Source organism: Corallococcus macrosporus DSM 14697, assembly GCF_002305895.1.
In the GTDB taxonomy this organism is placed as follows: Bacteria; Myxococcota; Myxococcia; order Myxococcales; family Myxococcaceae; genus Myxococcus; species Myxococcus macrosporus.
Genome location: NZ_CP022203.1, coordinates 5755686 through 5772484, shown reverse-complemented (window position 1 = coordinate 5772484; position 16799 = coordinate 5755686). Strand labels below are relative to the sequence as shown.

The window sequence follows — 16799 nt, the reverse complement described above, 5'->3', positions numbered from 1 at the left end:
CGTCGTTTCCACGATCCGTATGGTGCCTCGCCTTCTTCCCCTTCGAATCCAGCAGGCGGTGCCATGGCAGTCCCGTTCATCTCCGAGGTCAAGCGTACCCACACTTGCGGTCATCTCACCGCGACCAACGTCGGCGAGGAAGTCGTCCTCTTCGGCTGGGTGCACAACCGCCGGGACCACGGCGGCGCGGTGTTCATCGACCTGCGGGATCGGGACGGGCTCACGCAGGTGGTGTTCGAGCCGGACCACGCGGAGGCGCACGCGCTCGCCGGCAGCCTGCGGCTGGAGTTCTGCGTGGGCGTGCGCGGCAAGGTCGTGTCGCGCGGGAAGAACGTGAACCCGAAGATGAAGACGGGTGAAATCGAGATCCGGGCCAGCGACCTCACCATCTTCAACCGCTCCGAGCCGACGCCGTTCCCCATCGAGGACAGCATCGACACGTCCGAGGACAAGCGCCTGGCCCACCGCTTCCTGGACCTGCGCCGCGCGCCGCTGCAGCGCTCGCTGATGACGCGCTCGAAGATGAACGCGCTGACCCGCTCCTACATGGTGGACAACGGCTTCCTGGAGCTGGAGACGCCCTTCATGGGCAAGTACACGCCGGGCGGCGCGCGCAACTTCCTGGTCCCCAGCCGCCTCAACCCGGGCAAGTTCTACGCGCTGGCGGAGAGCCCGCAGCTCTACAAGCAGCTCTTCATGGTGGCGGGCTTCGACCGGTACTTCCAGATCGTGAAGTGCTTCCGCGACGAAGACCTGCGCGTGGACCGGCAGCCGGAGTTCACGCAAATCGACGTGGAGATGAGCTTCGTCACGCAGGACGACATCTTCACCATGATTGAGGGCCTGCTGAAGAAGCTGTGGGGCGAGGTGCTGGGCATCGACATCCCCACGCCCTTCATGCGGATGGACTTCTACGAGTCCATGGCGAAGTACGGCAACGACAAGCCGGACCTGCGGTTCGGCCTGGAGCACGTGGTGCTCACCGACCTCATCCGCGAGCACGGCGAGGCCGGCGGCGTGCCCATGATGTGGGAGGCCGTGCAGAACAAGGGCATCGTCAAGGCCATGGTCATCCCCGCGGACAAGGCGATGAGCCGCGCGGAGAGCGACAAGCTGGAGGAGTTCGCCAAGCAGGCCGGCGCCAAGGGCCTGGCCCGCGCGAAGGTGGCGGACGGCGGCGACTGGACGCAGTCCCCGCTGTCGAAGACGATCAGCCCCGCGCTGCGGCAGGCCATCAACCAGGCGGTGGGCGCGAAGACGGGCGACCTGCTCCTGTTCCAGTTCGGCAAGGAGTCGCTGGTCCACACGGTGATGGCCAACCTGCGCGTGCACGTGGCCAAGAAGCTGGGCCTGATTCCGGAGTACGGCAGCGGCGGCCAGTGGAAGTTCCTGTGGGTGGTGAATCCGCCGCTGTTCGAGTACGACGACGAGACGAACACCTGGGCGGCGGCGCACCACGCCTTCACGCGCCCGCACGACGAGGACGTGGACTTCCTGCTCACGGACCCGGGCCGGGTGAAGTGCCACCGCTACGACGTGGTGCTCAACGGCTTCGAGATTGGCGGCGGCTCCATCCGGCTGCACGACCCGAAGGTGCAGGCGGAGGTGTTCAAGGCGCTGGGCATCAGCGACGAGGACGCGCGCACCAAGTTCGGCTTCCTGCTGGACGCGCTGAAGTTCGGCGCCCCGCCGCACGGCGGCATCGCGCTGGGCATGGACCGGCTGGCCTTCCTGCTGACGGGCGCCGAGTCCCTGCGCGACGTGATTCCGTTCCCGAAGTCCAAGACGGGCACCGACCTGCTGACGGGGGCCCCCGGCGACGTGGATGACCGGCAGCTCAAGGAGGTCCACGTGCGGCCGGTCCCGGTGGCGCAGAAGGCCTGAGTCCGCGCGCACGCGAGCCCTCGTATTGGCGCCACCCCGTTTGACGCGGGGTGGCAGCGGACCCTCCGCGTCCTTCGCGGGGCGCGGAGTGGAGTGCCAGCGCACAACCGCGTAAACAGGGAGGGCACAGGGAGGGGCAGGGCCTGATGAAGACGTTCCTCGTGGTCAATCCGCGCAGCGCCAACGGCCAGACGGGAAAGCGCTGGGCTGAGATTTCCGCGCAGGTGGGCAGGGCGCTGGGTGACTTTGGTCACGGCTTCACCCAGGGCGGCATGGACGCGGCGCGCATCGCCCGTCAGGCGCTCCTGGACGGGTACGAGTGCATCGTCGCGGTGGGCGGTGACGGCACGCTCAACGAGGTCACCAACGGCTTCTTCCAGGACGGCCAGGCGCTGAATCCCAACGCCGCGCTGGGGCTGATTCCCCGGGGCACGGGCGGCGACTTCCGGCGCACCTTCGGGTGGGAGCTGGACCTGGCCTCCTCGCTGGAGCGGCTGCGCTCCGACGCGACGGAGCCCTTCGACGTGGGCCGCCTGGACTTCGTGGACAACGACGGCAAGCCCGCCACGCGCTACTTCGCCAACATCGCCTCCTTCGGCGTGAGCGCGGTGGTGGCCCAGGAGGTCAACCAGAGCAGCAAGGCCCTGGGCGGCCACCTCAGCTTCATGTGGGGCACGCTGAAGGGCCTGGTGAAGTACTCGGAGCGGCAGGTGCGCCTGTCGGTGGACGGAGGCCCGGAGGAGGTGCTGGGCATCACCGCGGTGGCCGTGGCCAACGGCCGCTACTTCGGCAGCGGCATGTTCGTGGCGCCGGACGCCGTCACCCATGACGGCCTCTTCGACGTCACCCTCTGGTCCGGCTACGGCCTGAGTGACTTCGTCCTCAAGTCGAAGGGCGTCTACAACGGCTCGCACGTGACGTGGAAGGGCACGCGCCGCCTGCGCTGCCGCACCCTGCGCGCCGAGCCCGTGGACGGCGGCGACGTGTTCCTGGACGTGGACGGCGAGACGCCGGGCCGTCTCCCGTGCACCATGACGCTGATGCCCGGGGCCATCCGCCTCAAGGTGTAGGGCGCGCGCCCGAGCCGCTTCGTCGCCCGGCCGCCTGTCGGGCGACAAGGCACTTGGGACGTGGGGCTGAACTGGGGCAACCTCCTGCATCTGGTGGCGTCCGGCGTTACCTGCGCTGGATGCACGGCACCGTGCCCGCGGTGCCGCTGACTGGACTGGCCCAGGAGACGCGCCATGCCTCAGGAGCGAGGACCCGCACAGCTCGACCTCTTCACCGGCGCCGCCGTGGAGCCGCCCGCCAAGGGCCGCAAGGGCGCGCAGCCGGTGGAGCCCGCGGCGGTGCCGGAGGCGCTGGCCACGCTGGGGCGGGAGCTGCCGCGGGGCGTGTTCCTCGGGACGTCCTCGTGGACATTCCCGGGGTGGGCCGGCATCGTCTATGACCACGAGGCCTCCGCCTCGCAGCTCGCGCGGGAGGGCCTGGCCGCCTACGCGCACCACCCGGTGCTGCGCACGGTGGGCATCGACCGGACCTTCTACGGCCCCATCTCCGCCAGCGCCTTCGCCGAGTACGCCGCCCAGGTGCCGGACACCTTCCGCTTCCTGGTGAAGGCCCACGAGGTCTGCACCCTGGCGCGCTTCCCCACGCACGAGCGCTACGGCGCGCAGCGGGGGCAGTCCAATGAGCGCTTCCTCCACGCGGCCTATGCCACGGAGGCCGTCGTGATGCCCTTCGTGGAGGGGCTGGGGGAGAAGGCGGGGCCGCTCGTCTTCCAGTTCCCGCCGCAGGACCCGCAGGCGCTGGGCGGGCCCGCGCGCTTCGTGGAGCGGCTGCACGCCTTCTTCTCCGCCTTGCCCAAGGGGCCGCTGTACGCGGTGGAGGTGCGCAACGAGGCGCTGCTCACGGAGGGGCTCGCCCAGGCCCTGGCGGACGTGGGCGTCAGCCCGGTGCTGGCGGTGTGGGCGCACATGCCGCCCGTGGGCCGCCAGGCGAAGCTCACCCGCGCCTTCGAGGCCCGCGCGCTGGTGGTGCGGTGGATGCTGCCGCCGGACCTCGGCTACGAGGAGGCGCGCGCGAAGTACGCGCCCTTCAATCACCTGGTGGACGAGGACGTGCCCACGCGGGACGTCCTGGCCCGGGTGTGTCTGGCTGCGCTGCGCCGGGACAAGCCCACCTTCATCACCATCAACAACAAGGCCGAGGGCAGCGCCCCACTGTCCGCCATCAAACTGGCCGAGCGCGTCGTCCTGGGGCGGAGGGAAGAGGCCGAACGGCGGGCCGCTTCCACCTGAGCGCCGCTTGCCTCTGAGCACGCGTCTTGCTTACCTGTGCCTCCATGACAGTCATCTCGGTGGCAGCCCTGGTGGTCCAGCTCATGTCCGCGGGGGGCGCGGGTGCTCAGGGCGAGCAGGCAGCCGGGCGCGAGCGCGGCGACCCGGGCAGCGTCTCCACCAACCTCTCCGCGCTGAAGAGCGAGGTGACGTCCCTGTCGGAGCGCTTCAAGGCCGCCCGCGAGCGGCGCCGCCTGCAAGCGGAGCAGGAGAAGCAGGAGTGGGAGCGTGAGCCGAAGACGCCTGCCAGTCCAGGACGCGAATGAGCCGCCGCTCCCGCCCGAAGGGCCGGAGCCGCCGCCGTCCGAGGACGAGGCTGTAGAAATTCCCATTGATGGGAACCTGGACCTGCACCTCTTCCACCCGCGCGACGTGAAGGACCTGGTGGTGGAGTACCTGTGGGCGTGCCGTCAGAAGGGCGTCCTGGACGTGCGCATCATCCACGGCAAGGGCACGGGCGCGCTGCGGCGCACCGTGCAGTCGCTGCTCCCCAGGCTGCCGGAGGTGGAGTCGTTCCGCTCCGCCGGAGAAGGGGATGGAGGCTGGGGCGCGACGTGGGTGCGTCTGCGCCCGGCCGACTACGACAGCCAGAAGTAGGCGGAGGCGATGAGGGAGCGCTTCTCCGTCACCTTCGCCTTGTTGGCCAGCTCCGCGAGCTGCCGGTCCTTGGAGGCGTAGCGCTTCTCCTCCTCGTTGCGCAGCGAGGACAGCTTGCGGCGGTACTCGCGCTCCATCCTGTCTGAGTGCGCGCGGGCCTTGGCCTTGTCGGCGATGTCCTCGGCCACGCCCACCTGCTTGCGCGCGTCAATCCACGCCTGCCGCGCGGCCTCCACGGCCTCGCGCGACTCCATGAGGCAGTCCTCCACGTAGCGGTCCGCGCGCTCCTTGGCCTTGTCCAGCTCCAGGGCGTTGCGCCGCTCCGCGGCCCGGACGATTTCGTCCTTCGCCGCCACCAGCGCCTGCTCCTGCATCAACTGCACGGACACCGGCGCGGGCTGGCGCCGGCGCTCCGGCTTCGCCGCCAGCTTCACGAAGTGCGCGCCATCCGCCATGGGCAGCGCGCGGAAGCCGTCCCTGTCCCGCACGAGCACCAGGTGCGCCAGCTTCTCCTCCGGCTTGAGCCCGGTCGTCTCGAACTTGTACGCGAACCACCAGCCCTCGCTGCCCGCGAGCCGCGCCAGCCGTGAGGGCAGGCCGGCCGCGTCCAGTTGCAGGTAGCTCACCGCGTCCTGTGTGCGCTCCTTGACGGCGTAGGCGGCCTTCGCCACCTCCAGCCGGCCCGAGGCGCGGCTGCCCAGCACGGAGGCGGTGAGGGCGCGGGCCTCCTGCTGGCGCTTGGCCAGGGCTTCCTTCGTCTGCTCGTTCTGCCCGCGCAGCCGCCGCCGCACGTCGCCGTCGAAGCGCTCCAGCACCACCGAGCGCATCTCCGTCATGCGCTTGCTGATGCGGCCTTCCAGCTCCTCGCGCAGCTTGTCGAAGGCGGTGTTGATGTCCTCCGGCTTGCGGCAGGACTGGTAGATGTCCAGCACGCGCCGCTCGAAGTCGACGCCGCTCTCCAGCGCGCCCAGGATTTCGTCGGACGCGCCGAACACGCCGTCGAAGAGGTTCAGCTTCTTCTCCAGCAGCTCGAAGAGGCGGGCGTCCGCCGCGTTGGTCCGGTTGAGGAAGTTGATGACCAGCACGTCCCGCTGCTGGCCATACCGGTGGCAGCGGCCGATGCGCTGCTCCACGCGCTGCGGGTTCCAGGGCAGGTCGTAGTTCACCACCAGGTTGCAGAACTGGAGGTTGAGGCCCTCGGCGCCCGCCTCGGTGCAGATGAGGATCTGCGTGCGGTTGCGGAACTCCTCCACCAGCGCGCGCCGGTCCTCGGGCGTGCTCGCGTCGCCGGACAGCAGGGAAATCTTCCCCTGGTAGCCGCTCTCCGACAGCAGCTTGAAGAGGTACTGCTGCGTGCGCTTGGACTCGGTGAAGATGAGCGCCTTCACCGGCCAGCCGTGCGACTGCATCACCGCGAAGGTGCGGTCCAGGCCGCGCTTGAGCGCCTCGCCCTTGGCGTTGACCTTGATGGAGTCCGCCAGGTCCGCGTACTGCCGCAGCTCCCAGACCTCCTGCTCCAGGACGCGGATGTTGGGCGCCTTGGCCGGGTCATCCGACCACTCCTCGCCCTCCTCGACGAACTGCCTGGCCTCCTCGGGCTCGAACATCGCCAGGGCCTGCTGCCCCAGCTTCGCCGCCTGGAGCCGCTTCTCCAGGTTGTCCGACAGCCGGCGCAGGGTGGGGGCAATCGCGTACGTGGAGGACGCCAGCAGCTTGCGGTAGCAGAGCGTCAGCAGCGTCTTCTTGCCGGGTTCAATCGCCGCGGCCTCGGAGCGCTGGAGGTACTCGCTGACCTTCTCGTAGAGGTCGTGCTCCTCGGGGGAGGGGGTGAAGTCCTCCACGATGGAGCGGCGGTTGGTGTAGCGGACGTACTCGCGCACCTGCCGGCGCAGGGTGCGTTGCACCACGGGGGCCAGCCGCTCCTTCAGCTCCACGGCCGCCGCCTCCGGCATGCCGCCGCCCTCATCCACCCGGTAGCGGCTGCGGAAGGCGTGCTCGGGCCCCAGGATCTGCTCGTCCAGCAGCGACATCAGCCCGAACAGCTCCATCAGGTCGTTCTGGAGCGGCGTGGCGGTGAGCAGCAGCTTGGGCTTGCCGGCCAGGGAGGCCTTCAGCGCCTGGCCCATCTTGTTGTTGGGCCGGTGCGCGTTGCGCAGGCGGTGGGCCTCGTCGATGACGATGAGGTCCCACGGAATCTCCGCCGTCAGGTGCGCCTTGTTGGCCGCGAAGGGGTGCGAGCAGATGACGGGGAAGGGCTGGTCGAAGCAGTTGCCGGTGGCGCGCATGGTGCGGCCGTCCACCAGCACGCTGTCCAGGTCGAACTTCTCCCGCAGCTCGCTGTTCCACTGCGCGCGCAGCGTGGCCGGGGCCATGATGAGGATGCGCGTCTTCCCCTCGGCCATGAGCTGGGCGATGACGAGCCCCGCTTCAATCGTCTTCCCCAGGCCGACCTCGTCGCCCAGCATGCAGCCGCCGCGCGACAGCGAGTCGAGCGCGAACATGGCGCCTTCGACCTGGTGCGGGTTGAGGTCCACCTTCGCTTCCGACAGCGCGCCCGCCAGGCGCTGGTTCGTGTCACTGCTGCGGGCCAGCAGCTCCTCGGCCAGCAACCGCTCATGGAAGGGCGTCAACGCCGCGGGGGCTTCCGCCGACCCGGACTGCATCCGTGCCGCCGCCACCGCCGCAGCCGCGTCCGCCTCAACCTCCACCCTGAATCCCCTCGCGACCTCCGCCAAGACCGTCTCCATCCGTGGTGTTTTCGAGGTAGCCCGCCGTCACGGCGAGCGAGGACCGGCCATTTTGTTGACGCGCGCCTATCTGTAAAGGGGGTCGTGTCCGAGGCCGAAAACTCGGCCTCCGCGCGATTGGCACGCTTCTTCGCGAGCGATGCCGATACACGTTGACTGCACACTGCGTACAATCTTTCCGCTGGACTTGACGCAGAGGCCTAGAGCAGTCCGCGCGCCTTCACATCCAGATAGGCGTTGAGCGTGGCCGCGCCGAAGCCGCGCGCCGGTGCGCGGACCACGAGCGCCCCCGCGTCGCGCAGGGTGGTGGCCGTCCGCCGGTACTCCGTCTCCAGGCGCGCGGCGGCCTGGCGCGCGTAGGCGTCCTGCGTCTGGGCGGGCACGCCGTGGGCCGCCGCCTGGACGTCCTCGTCCAGCAGCGAGGCGACGACGGGCAGGTGCCGGGGACGCAGGGCCAGCGTGCGCGTGAGGAGGCTGGCGGAGGCGTCCGGGTCCACCAGGTCCGTGAAGAGGACCACCAGGGCGCGCCGCGTCTGCCGGGCGAAGGCGAAGTCGAAGGCGCGGCCGTAGTCGCTCTCCTCGAGCGCGGCCTCGGTGCGGTAGAGCGACTCGGTGATGAGCCGCAGGTGCTCGCGGCCCTTGCGCGGCGGCAGGTAGGCCCGCACGCCGCTGGCGAAGGCCAGCACGCCCACCACGTCACCGGCCTCCAGGCCCACGCGCGCCAGCCGCAGCGCCGCGTCCACCGCGTGGTCCAGCTTGCGCCGCGCCTGGACGCGGCCCGCCATGTGCCGGCCACAGTCCAGCAGCAGGAGCACCGGCTGGTGCTGCTCCGGCTGCCAGGTGCGCACCAGGGTGTGGGCGTGGCGCGCGGAGGCCTTCCAGTCGATGTGGCGGTAGTCGTCGCCGGGGCGGTACTCGCGCAGCGATTCGAACTCCCGGCCCTCCGAGGCCCGCCGCCGCTGCGTGCGCGCGGAGGGCGCGTCCGACGCGTGGGCCAGCGCCAGGGCCTCGCGGGTGAGCGCGGTGAGGTCCGGGTACACCTTGACGTCCATGGCCGCGGGGACGCGGAGCTGGCGCGCGCACAGGCTCAGGGGGCCTCGCAGCCGCAGGTTCACGTCTCCGAAGCGGGCGTCGCCGCGGGACGGGGGCGTGACGAAGTACGTCAGCTCGTGGGGCGCGCGCTGGGCCGCGGGCAGGGTGAGGGACTGGCGGTGGCCGGTGCTCGCCATGTCCAGGGGCGGCTCGTCGCGGACCTCCACGTGCAGGGGGCTGGGGCCGGCGTCCAGGCGCTCCAGGCCCACGTGGACGGCGTTGCGCGTGCCGGAGGAGAGGACGGGCTCCACGCGCCGCCACACCCGGACGGCTTCCGCGCGCGGGGCGCGGAGGAAGTCCACCGCGCACAGGGCCAGCACGGCCACGTCCGCCGCCAGCGCGAGCCAGCCGAAGGCGGGGCTGGCCACCGCGAGCGCCGCCGGGAGCAGTCCCGCCGCCAGCAGGGCCACGGCCAGGCCGGTGGGGACGGGGCGCCCGGCGCTCACCGGGGGACTCGGACCCGTTCGAGCGTCTGCTTCAGCACCTCATCCGCGGTGATGCCTTCCACCTCGGCCTCGGCCTTGAGGAGCAGCCGGTGGTTGAGGACGCTGAAGGTGACGGCCTTGACGTCATCCGGGGTGACGAAGTCCGTGCCCATCAGCGCGGCGCGGGCCTTGGCCGCGGCGAGCAGCGCCTGGGCCGAGCGGGGACTGGCGCCCAGGCGCACGCGCGGATTGGCGCGCGTCTCCCGGACGATGGCCACCACGTACTGGAGGATGGAGTCGTCACACGACACCCGCGCGGCGCGCGACTGCAGCTCCAGCAGCGTGGGCGCGTCCAGCACCTGGGTGGTGACGGTGGGCTTGCCCTCGCGCTGGTGGAAGGCGCGGAGCATGGTGGTCTCCGCGGAGGCCTCCGGGTAGCCCACGCGCACGCGCATGAGGAAGCGGTCCAGTTGGGCCTCGGGCAGCGGATAGGTGCCCTCCAGCTCCAGGGGGTTCTGCGTGGCCACCACGAAGAAGTGGGGCGGCAGCGCGTGGGACACGCCGTCGATGGTGACCTGCCGCTCCTCCATGGCCTCCAGGAGCGCGGCCTGCGTCTTGGGCGGGGTGCGGTTGATTTCATCCGCGACCACCACCTCCGTGAAGATGGGGCCCTTCACCAGCCGGAAGGCGTTGTCCTGCGGCTGGAAGACGTTGGTGCCCAGGATGTCCGCCGGCATCAGGTCCGGGGTGAACTGGATGCGCGTGAAGTGCAGGCCCAGCGCCCCGGCCATGCTGCGCGCGGTGAGCGTCTTGGCCACGCCCGGGACGCCCTCCAGGAGCACGTGGCCGCGCGCGAGGAAGGCCGTCACCAGGTCCTCCAGCACGCGCTGCTGTCCGAAGACGGCCGCGTCGAGCGCGGCGGTGAGACGGGAGAGGGGAGGGGCGTCGGACATGGTGGCCGGGGACGCTAGCCCGCTGCCGCGGACGGCGGCAGCGGTTTTTCGCGCGGCGCCTGGAGGCTCAGCGCGACGACTGGCCCTTGAGGCCCAGCAGCGTGCCGCCCAGCGCGGCGACCGAACCCAGGATGGCGACGTACACGCCGAAGCTGGGCGACGAGTTCATCATCTCCGAGTTGCCGATGGGCGTGGGCACCATCGTCGTGTCGGACGACACCTTGATGTAGACGATGCACCAGATGAGGCAGACGATGCTGACGACGAGCTGCCCCATCCACGGCACCACCGGGTTCATGTTGGGCAGCGAGCCCTTCACGCGGATGGTGACGGCCGTGAGCTGGAGGATGGACATGATGAAGGCGCCGACGCCCAGGCTCATCAGGCCGAGCACGTCCCCGTCCACCGCGGTCTCCTTCCACGGCAGGAAGCACGACATCAGCACCAGCGCCGCGCCCCAGAAGGCGACCTTGTCGCCGCCCTGGAGCTGACCGAACAGCTCCTTCGCGTCGCGGATCAGCTCATCCGGGTCGGCGATGGCGCTGTCGCGCTCGTCGGAGTCCGCGCGGTCCCACGGGTCCGAGGAGGCAACGGGGGCGGGCGCGGGGGCCTTGCGAGCCGCGGGCCGAGGCGCCGCCGCGCGCGCGGCGCGCTGCTGCGGCGCGCTGCGGGCGACGTCCTCCATGCTCCGGATGTTGGTGGAGTCCGAGTCGGGCGGCGGCGCGGCGGCGGGGCGGCTTCCGGACCTGCCGGCGGGCGGGCGGGGGCGGCGCGCGGGCGGAGGCCTGGCGGCCCGGCGAGGGTCCTCCGCGGCGTCCGTGGACTCCTCCGGCGCTTCCGCCGGCGGCTCCCCACTGAGGAATGAACCATCGATGATGTAATCGCAGACGGAACAGATGGAGGTGTTGGCGGCTACCGTCGAGCCGCATCCAGGGCAGTTCAGAACCAACGCTCCCGCGGAGAGAAACTGGCGCTCATCTTCGGAGCGACGGGCTGTTCGTGTCAAACCCCTCGCGGCCTAACCCCTGGATTTTCGCGGGGAATTGACCTAGGCCCGCGCCATGCGCCGCGTGCACCCCGTTCGTCACCTGTTCGCTTGGGTCCTCTCGCTCTCATTGCTCTCCGGCTGTGTCCGCGCCGTGCCGCCGGCGCGGCCGCCTCCCGAGGACGCGCGGACGCTCACCCTCATCCAGGACTGGGAGGACGCGCGCTCGCTGGGGGATGGGGCCCTGGTCTCACTCGCGGCCACCGCGCCGGATGCCCGCGTCCGGGCGCGGGCCCTGCGGGCGCTGGCGCGCATCCAGGACGCCGCCACGCTGGAGCCGGTCCTCGCGGGGCTGAAGGACGCGGAGGCGCGCGTGCGCGGCGAGGCCGCCTTCGCCGCGGGCGAGCTCGCCCTGTCCTGGGAGCCGCTGCTGGAAGCCGAACTCTCGGCGCTGGAGGCCTCGCTGCTGGCCGCCGCTGGGACGGAGCGTGACGTGGACGTCCGCCTGACGTTGGTGGACGCCCTGGGCCGGCTGGGCACGCCCGGTGCCGTGACGTGGCTCGAGGAGCGGATGCGGGAGGCGGACGGGGTGGAGGCGGCCCGGGCCGCGCAGGCGCTGGGCGTCCTCGCGCGCACCCGCGGCGCGGCGTCGGTCGCCCAGGTGTCCCTGGCGCCAGCGGAGGCGCTGCTCGCGGCGGAGCGGCCGGTGGAGGCGCGTTACGCGGGCGCCTATCTGCTGGCCACCGTGAAGCGGCCCCAGGCCCTGCCCGCGCTGCGCCGGTGCCTGGGCGACGCGGACGCGGACGTGCGGGCCCTGTGCGTGAAGGGCTTCGGCGACGTGGGCGGGCCGGAGGACGCGGCGGTCCTGGCCGGGCTCCTGGAGGACACTTCGCCACGGGTGGCGGCGGAGGCGGCGCGCACGCTGGCGAAGCTGGCCGCGGCGTGCAGCGGCCCGTGCACCGCGGTGGACGCACTGGAGGCGCTGGCCGTTCGCGCCAAGCGCGTCGCGCGGGGCATGCCGCCTCCGGAGGCGGCGGGTGTCGAGGCGCCGGAGGGGGCGAAGGCCCCGGTGGAGACGCTGGCGAGGTCGGAGGCGGGCCACGCGCTGCTGGCGCTGGCGCAGCAGGGGCTGCCGGGCTTCGGCCGTCCCGTCCTGGAGTCGCTGCGGCTCGCGCTGGCGGACGCGGAGCGGGGCGCGGCGTCGGAGGTGGCGCGCGCGGACCTGGCCTGGCTGGACTGCCGGTTGGCGGCGGCCATGGACCGGCAGGAGGGGACGCCGAAGGAGGTGCTGGGGTGTGGCTACGGGCGTATCCCCGAGGCGCGCCGGCTGGCCCTGGGCCTGCGCGAGGTGGCGCAGGCGAAGGGCCAGGGCGGGGCGCTCTTCGCGGTGAAGGCCCTGCGCCACCCGGATGCGCGCGTGCGGCTGACGGCGCTGGAGGCCGTCTCCGCGCGCCCCGTGCCCGAGGCGGCCGCGCCGGTGCGTGAGCTCATCGAAGGCGAGGACCTGGTGGTGGCGGGCGCGGCGGCGGCCACCGCGGGCGTGCTCGAGGACGCGGCCGCGCTCCCCGGCGTGGAGGCCCTGGCGGCGCGTGTCCTCCAGACGCCTGGAGACCTGGCGGAGCCCGTGGCGGGCGCGCTGGTCGCGCTCCAGGGCGCGGCGGCCGAGCCCCGGCTGCGTGAGTGGCTCCAGCACCCGCAGGCCAACGTGCGGCGCGTGGCCGCGCAGGCCCTCACGCGATTGACGGGGCAGCGGGTGCGCTCGACGCGGGTGGCGCTGCCCGCGTACACCTTCCGGCCGCCGTCCGCGCCGGCGCGTGCCGGGCTGGTGTTCCGCACCGACAAGGGCGACATCACCGTCCGGCTGGACGTGGAGGAGGCGCCCCTCACGTCGGGCAACCTCCATGCGCTGGCGCGCAAGGGGTCCTTCAACGGCGTCACCTTCCACCGCGTGGTGCCGGACTTCGTCGCCCAGGGCGGAGACCCGCGCGGGGACGGGGAGGGCGGGCCGGGCTATTCCATCCGGTGTGAGATGACGCGCCGGCCCTACCGCCGGGGCACGGTGGGCATGGCGCTGGCCGGGAAGGACACCGGCGGCAGCCAGTTCTTCTTCACCCACGCGCCGCAGCCGCACCTGGATGGCCGCTACACGGCCTTCGGCGAGGTGGTGTCCGGCATGGACGTGGTGGACGCCCTGCTGGAGGGCGACGTCATCCGCGAGGTGCGCGCGGTGGAGCTGTCGCCCTGAGGCGGTGACTCAAGCGCCGCTGGCCTTCGCCAGGGGCGCGGGAGGGCCGAGCGGATCGCTGTTCCAGCGCTCGCTCTCCGCGGCTTCCAGGGCCTCGACGTCCTGGCGGATGCGCTGCCACTCCGTCTCTGGGATGCCGAGGAACGCCTCCGCCAGCGCCGGGTCGAACTGGGTGCCCGCGCAGCGGCGGATTTCATCCCGCGCGACGCTCATGGGGCGGCCCTTGCGGTAGGGGCGGTCGGACGTGATCGCGTCCACGGTGTCCGCGAGGCAGAAGATGCGCGCGCCCAGGACGATGTCCTCGCCCGCCAGGTTCTGCGGGTAGCCCTTGCCGTCCCAGCGCTCCTGGTGCTGGAGCACGATGAGCGCCGCCTCGTGCAGGTAGGGCATCTTCGCCAGCATCCGGTAGCCGAACTCCGGGTGCTTGCGCATCTCCACCCATTCGTCCGGCGTGAGCGGGCCGGGCTTGAGCAGGATGGAGTCGCGCACGCCAATCTTCCCGATGTCGTGCAGCAGCGCGCCTTGCTCCACCACGTCGAGCGCGCCCCCTGACAGGCCCACTTCCTCGGCCAGCCGCCGCGAGTAGAGCGACACGCGCCGCGAGTGCCACTGCGTCTCCGTGTCGCGGTAGTCCAGAGCGCTGATGAGGCCGTCGAGCAGGCCCGCGGTGCGCTCCACCACCCGCCGCTCCAAGTCGCGGTTGATGGCCACCAGCTCCGCGTTCTTCTCCGCGACCTCGCGCGACAGCCGCTCGTTGGCGTCCACCAGCCGGTAGTGGTCGAAGGCCTGCCGCACGCTGCTCGTCAGGTCGCTGAGCGACCAGGGCTTGCCCAGCAGGCGGAACACCTCGCCCCGGTTGACCGCCTCGGACGCGGTGCGGAAGTCCGCCGCCGCCGTCAACATCAGCCGCACGGCCTTGGGGTTCTTCTCCCGCAGGGCCCCGAGCAGCTCGATGCCGTTGAGGTACGGCATCATGAAGTCCGTCAGGACGACCTGGAAACCCACCTCCCGGGCCGCCACGGCCGGGTCGCTGTGGGTGACGACGTCATACCCCTCGGCCTGGAGGATGCGGGACAGGGCGGCCAGGATGAGGACGTCGTCGTCCACGACGAGGATGCGATCCATGGTCCGAGGTGCCTCCGGGACAGCGTGCTTGTACAGCTTTATACACGCCGCTACGCGCCCCCAAAAGACCCCCCAGTCCACTTGTGGGCTTCTAAGTCGTGGAAATCCTTGGAGGTTCTTCCATCCAGGAAGAGAGGTAGAACCACGTCACGCTTGCCTGCCCGCCAAGGTGTGATTTATGGTGCGATGCAACGCTGGACTGTAGCGCTAACCCCTTGGAATCGTGGAGCAATCTCCGATGGCTAAAGCCCCGGAAGGGCCCGTGCCGGTGGTGGTGATGGGGCTGGGGTTCATCGGTCAGGAAATTGCCCGGGCCGCCCTGTCTTCTCCGGAGGTGGAGCTCATCGGGGCCGTGGACGTCCAGTCCGGCCTGGTGGGTCGCCCGCTGGGAGAGGTCCTGGGAGGTCCTGCCCCCCGTGTGAAGGTGTCCGACTCCCTGGCGCAGGCCGTGGGCAAGCGCAAGGGCGTGGTGGTGCTGCACGCCACCGGCTCGCGGCTGTCCAAGGTCTTCGAGCAGGTCATGGAGGCGGTGAAGCTGGGCCTGCCCGTGGCCAGCACCTGTGAGGAGCTGGCCTTTCCGCACCTGAAGTACCCGGAGCTGGCGGACGAGCTGGACCAGGCGGCGCAGAAGGCGGGCGTCGCCGTGGTGGGCACCGGCGTCAACCCGGGCTTCGTGCTGGACCGGCTGGTGGCGGTCGCTGGCCAGGTGTGCGGCCCGGTCCGGCGCGCCACCGTCACCCGCGTGGTGGACGCGCGCACCCGGCGCGAGGCGCTCCAGCGGAAGGTGGGCGCGGGGCTGACGGAGGAAGCGTTCTTCGACCTGGTGGACAGTGAGCAACTGGGCCACGTCGGCCTTGTTGAGTCGGCGGCGCTCGCGGCCCTCGGCCTGGGGCTGGATTGCGACGACTTCGAAGAAGAAGTAGCCCCCGTGTTCGCCGAGGAGGACATCTCCGGCGGCGCGTTTCCTGTCAGGAAGGGGCGGGTGGCTGGGATGTTCCAGTCGGTGGTGGGATTGGAGGACGGGCAGGAGCGGGTGCGGCTGGAGCTGACCATCGCCGTGGGGGCGGATGACCCCAAGGACCGTATCGAAATCGACGCTGACCCGAAGCTGGTGTTGGAAATCCCGGGGGGAGTGGCGGGCGACCGGGCCACCGCGAATGCGCTGGTGAATGCCGCGCCACGCTTGACGGCCGCCGAAGCCGGGCTCCTCACGGTGCTCGAGCTTCCGGCCGGACGCTAGAGTCAGGAGAGGAAATGCTGGACAAGAACGCGATCGGCCGCGCCTCGCCGCCGACGCTGAACGAGGTCGAAAAGGGCGCCATCCGTCGGTTCGCGGAGGCCATCGGGGACTACAACCCCATCTACTATGATGAGGAGTACGCCCGGGCGTCGGGCTACCCCACCATCATCGCGCCCCCCACGTTCCCCGCGTCCTTCCACTCCGCGGCGGACCTGCGGGAACTGCTGGGCGTGGGCATCAAGAGCCTGCTCCACGCGGAGCAGGGCTTCGACTACGAGCGGCCCATCTTCGCGGGGGACCGCATCTACGTCTCCACGCGCGTCTCGGACGTCTTCGAGCGCCCGGGCATGTCCGGGAAGATGGACATCGCGGTCATCGAGGACGAAGGCCGTGACGAGGAAGGCAACCTCGTGTTCCGCGCTCGCCGGACGCTGGTGGTCCGCGCCGCCAAGGAGACCCCGTGATGCCCGCGCGCAAGCTGTACTTTGAAGCCATCCGCGTCGGGGATGAACTGCCCGCGCTGGCCAAGGCGCCCGTCGACCGCGTCCAGCTTTCGCGCTACGCCGGCGCGTCCGGGGACTTCAACCCCGTGCACGTCGACGAGCTCTACGCCAAGAGCGTGGGCATGCCGAGCGTCTACGCCCCTGGCATGCTCGTCATGGGCATGCTCGGCCAGCTCATCAGCGACTGGGCCCGCGGCGGGCAGATGCGGCGCTACAACGTGCGCTTCATCAAGATGGTGTGGCCCGGGGACACCGTCGTCTGCAAGGGCCGCGTGAGCGACCGGTACGGCTCCGGCGGCCGCTACTTCGTCGAAATCGACCTCTGGGCGGAGAACCAGAAGGGCGAGCTGGTGATGAAGGGCTCCTCGCAGATCCAGCTCTTCTACTCGCTGGAGGACGAGAACCGGCAGCGCTCCGGCCAGTCCCCCATCGTGGTGGAGGTGCCCCGGGAGAGCCTGAGCAGCGCCAGCGCCGCCGCGCCCGCGTCCACCCCCAGCGGCGCCGCGCCCGCCGAGGAGGGCGACGAGGCGGACGAGCGCCGCGAGGGCGTCACCTCGAAGAAGACGGTCCCCCGGGAGAAGCCGGCCGCCAAGACGGCCACGCTCCCCTCCGCCAAGAAGGCGAAGAAGTAGGCAGACGCACCGCGTCTCGAGTGGCGGGACTG

General features: G+C 71.3%; 14 protein-coding genes. 9 read left to right on the top strand and 5 right to left on the bottom strand.

From position 1 onward, the window contains the following. The first annotated feature begins 63 nt into the window (after positions 1–63). The 5 genes from aspS (at position 64) to MYMAC_RS23045 (ending at position 4820) form a co-directional block, all read left to right on the top strand. The gene (aspS, locus tag MYMAC_RS23065) at positions 64–1884 is read left to right on the top strand and encodes an aspartate--tRNA ligase (protein WP_095959661.1); all 1821 of its coding nucleotides are present in this window, start codon (positions 64–66) and stop codon (positions 1882–1884) included. A 146-nt stretch (positions 1885–2030) separates the two neighbouring features. After that, positions 2031–2954 carry a diacylglycerol/lipid kinase family protein gene (locus MYMAC_RS23060; RefSeq protein ID WP_095959660.1) on the top strand — a complete coding sequence of 308 codons (924 nt, stop codon included), beginning with the start codon at positions 2031–2033 and terminating at the stop codon, positions 2952–2954. A 174-nt stretch (positions 2955–3128) separates the two neighbouring features. Beyond that, a complete protein-coding gene (locus MYMAC_RS23055; RefSeq protein ID WP_095959659.1) occupies positions 3129–4184 on the top strand; it encodes a DUF72 domain-containing protein in 1056 nt (351 codons plus the stop codon). 44 nt (positions 4185–4228) lie between these two features. Continuing rightward, positions 4229–4489 (top strand): hypothetical protein, encoded by a 261-nt coding sequence (locus tag MYMAC_RS23050; protein WP_204816902.1) that lies wholly within the window; start codon positions 4229–4231, stop codon positions 4487–4489. Then, positions 4452–4820 (top strand): Smr/MutS family protein, encoded by a 369-nt coding sequence (locus MYMAC_RS23045; RefSeq protein ID WP_013941242.1) that lies wholly within the window; start codon positions 4452–4454, stop codon positions 4818–4820. The genes MYMAC_RS23050 and MYMAC_RS23045 overlap by 38 nt, the downstream gene beginning before the upstream one ends. On the opposite strand, the gene MYMAC_RS23040 is transcribed toward MYMAC_RS23045, so the two are convergent. The 4 genes from MYMAC_RS23040 to MYMAC_RS23025 all read right to left on the bottom strand — a co-directional run bounded on the left by MYMAC_RS23040 (position 4802) and on the right by MYMAC_RS23025 (position 10722). Then, complete coding sequence (locus MYMAC_RS23040; protein ID WP_095959658.1) at positions 4802–7567, bottom strand: SNF2-related protein; 2766 nt, start codon at positions 7565–7567, stop codon at positions 4802–4804. The two genes, MYMAC_RS23045 and MYMAC_RS23040, sit on opposite strands and share 19 nt — an antisense overlap. Before the next feature lie 200 nt (positions 7568–7767). Then, positions 7768–9105, bottom strand: a complete 1338-nt coding sequence (locus MYMAC_RS23035) for a DUF58 domain-containing protein (RefSeq protein ID WP_095959657.1) — start codon at positions 9103–9105, stop codon at positions 7768–7770. Next, a complete protein-coding gene (locus tag MYMAC_RS23030; protein ID WP_095959656.1) occupies positions 9102–10037 on the bottom strand; it encodes an AAA family ATPase in 936 nt (311 codons plus the stop codon). Before MYMAC_RS23030 ends, MYMAC_RS23035 begins: the two co-directional genes overlap by 4 nt. A gap of 67 nt (positions 10038–10104) precedes the next feature. Further along, complete coding sequence (locus MYMAC_RS23025) at positions 10105–10722, bottom strand: hypothetical protein (RefSeq protein WP_095959655.1); 618 nt, start codon at positions 10720–10722, stop codon at positions 10105–10107. A gap of 376 nt (positions 10723–11098) precedes the next feature. Here MYMAC_RS23025 and MYMAC_RS23020 point away from each other — a divergent pair, with 376 nt between their 5' ends. Then, on the top strand, positions 11099–13267 hold the full coding sequence (locus MYMAC_RS23020; RefSeq protein ID WP_095959654.1) for a peptidylprolyl isomerase: 2169 nt from the start codon (positions 11099–11101) through the stop codon (positions 13265–13267). 9 nt (positions 13268–13276) lie between these two features. Here the strand turns inward: MYMAC_RS23020 and MYMAC_RS23015 are convergent, their stop codons facing one another. Next, positions 13277–14392 carry an HD domain-containing phosphohydrolase gene (locus tag MYMAC_RS23015; RefSeq protein ID WP_013941236.1) on the bottom strand — a complete coding sequence of 372 codons (1116 nt, stop codon included), beginning with the start codon at positions 14390–14392 and terminating at the stop codon, positions 13277–13279. 238 nt (positions 14393–14630) lie between these two features. On the opposite strand from MYMAC_RS23015, the gene MYMAC_RS23010 reads away from it, so the two are divergent. Genes MYMAC_RS23010 through MYMAC_RS23000 form a run of 3 tightly spaced genes read left to right on the top strand, consistent with a single transcriptional unit; the run spans position 14631 to position 16767 of the window. Beyond that, on the top strand, positions 14631–15632 hold the full coding sequence (locus tag MYMAC_RS23010; protein ID WP_043711699.1) for an NAD(P)H-dependent amine dehydrogenase family protein: 1002 nt from the start codon (positions 14631–14633) through the stop codon (positions 15630–15632). 14 nt (positions 15633–15646) lie between these two features. Next, positions 15647–16096: a MaoC family dehydratase N-terminal domain-containing protein gene (locus MYMAC_RS23005; protein ID WP_002636736.1), complete on the top strand. Its 450-nt coding sequence runs from the start codon at positions 15647–15649 to the stop codon at positions 16094–16096. Next, on the top strand, positions 16096–16767 hold the full coding sequence (locus tag MYMAC_RS23000) for a MaoC family dehydratase (protein WP_013941234.1): 672 nt from the start codon (positions 16096–16098) through the stop codon (positions 16765–16767). Before MYMAC_RS23005 ends, MYMAC_RS23000 begins: the two co-directional genes overlap by 1 nt. Positions 16768–16799: the final 32 nt, after the last annotated feature.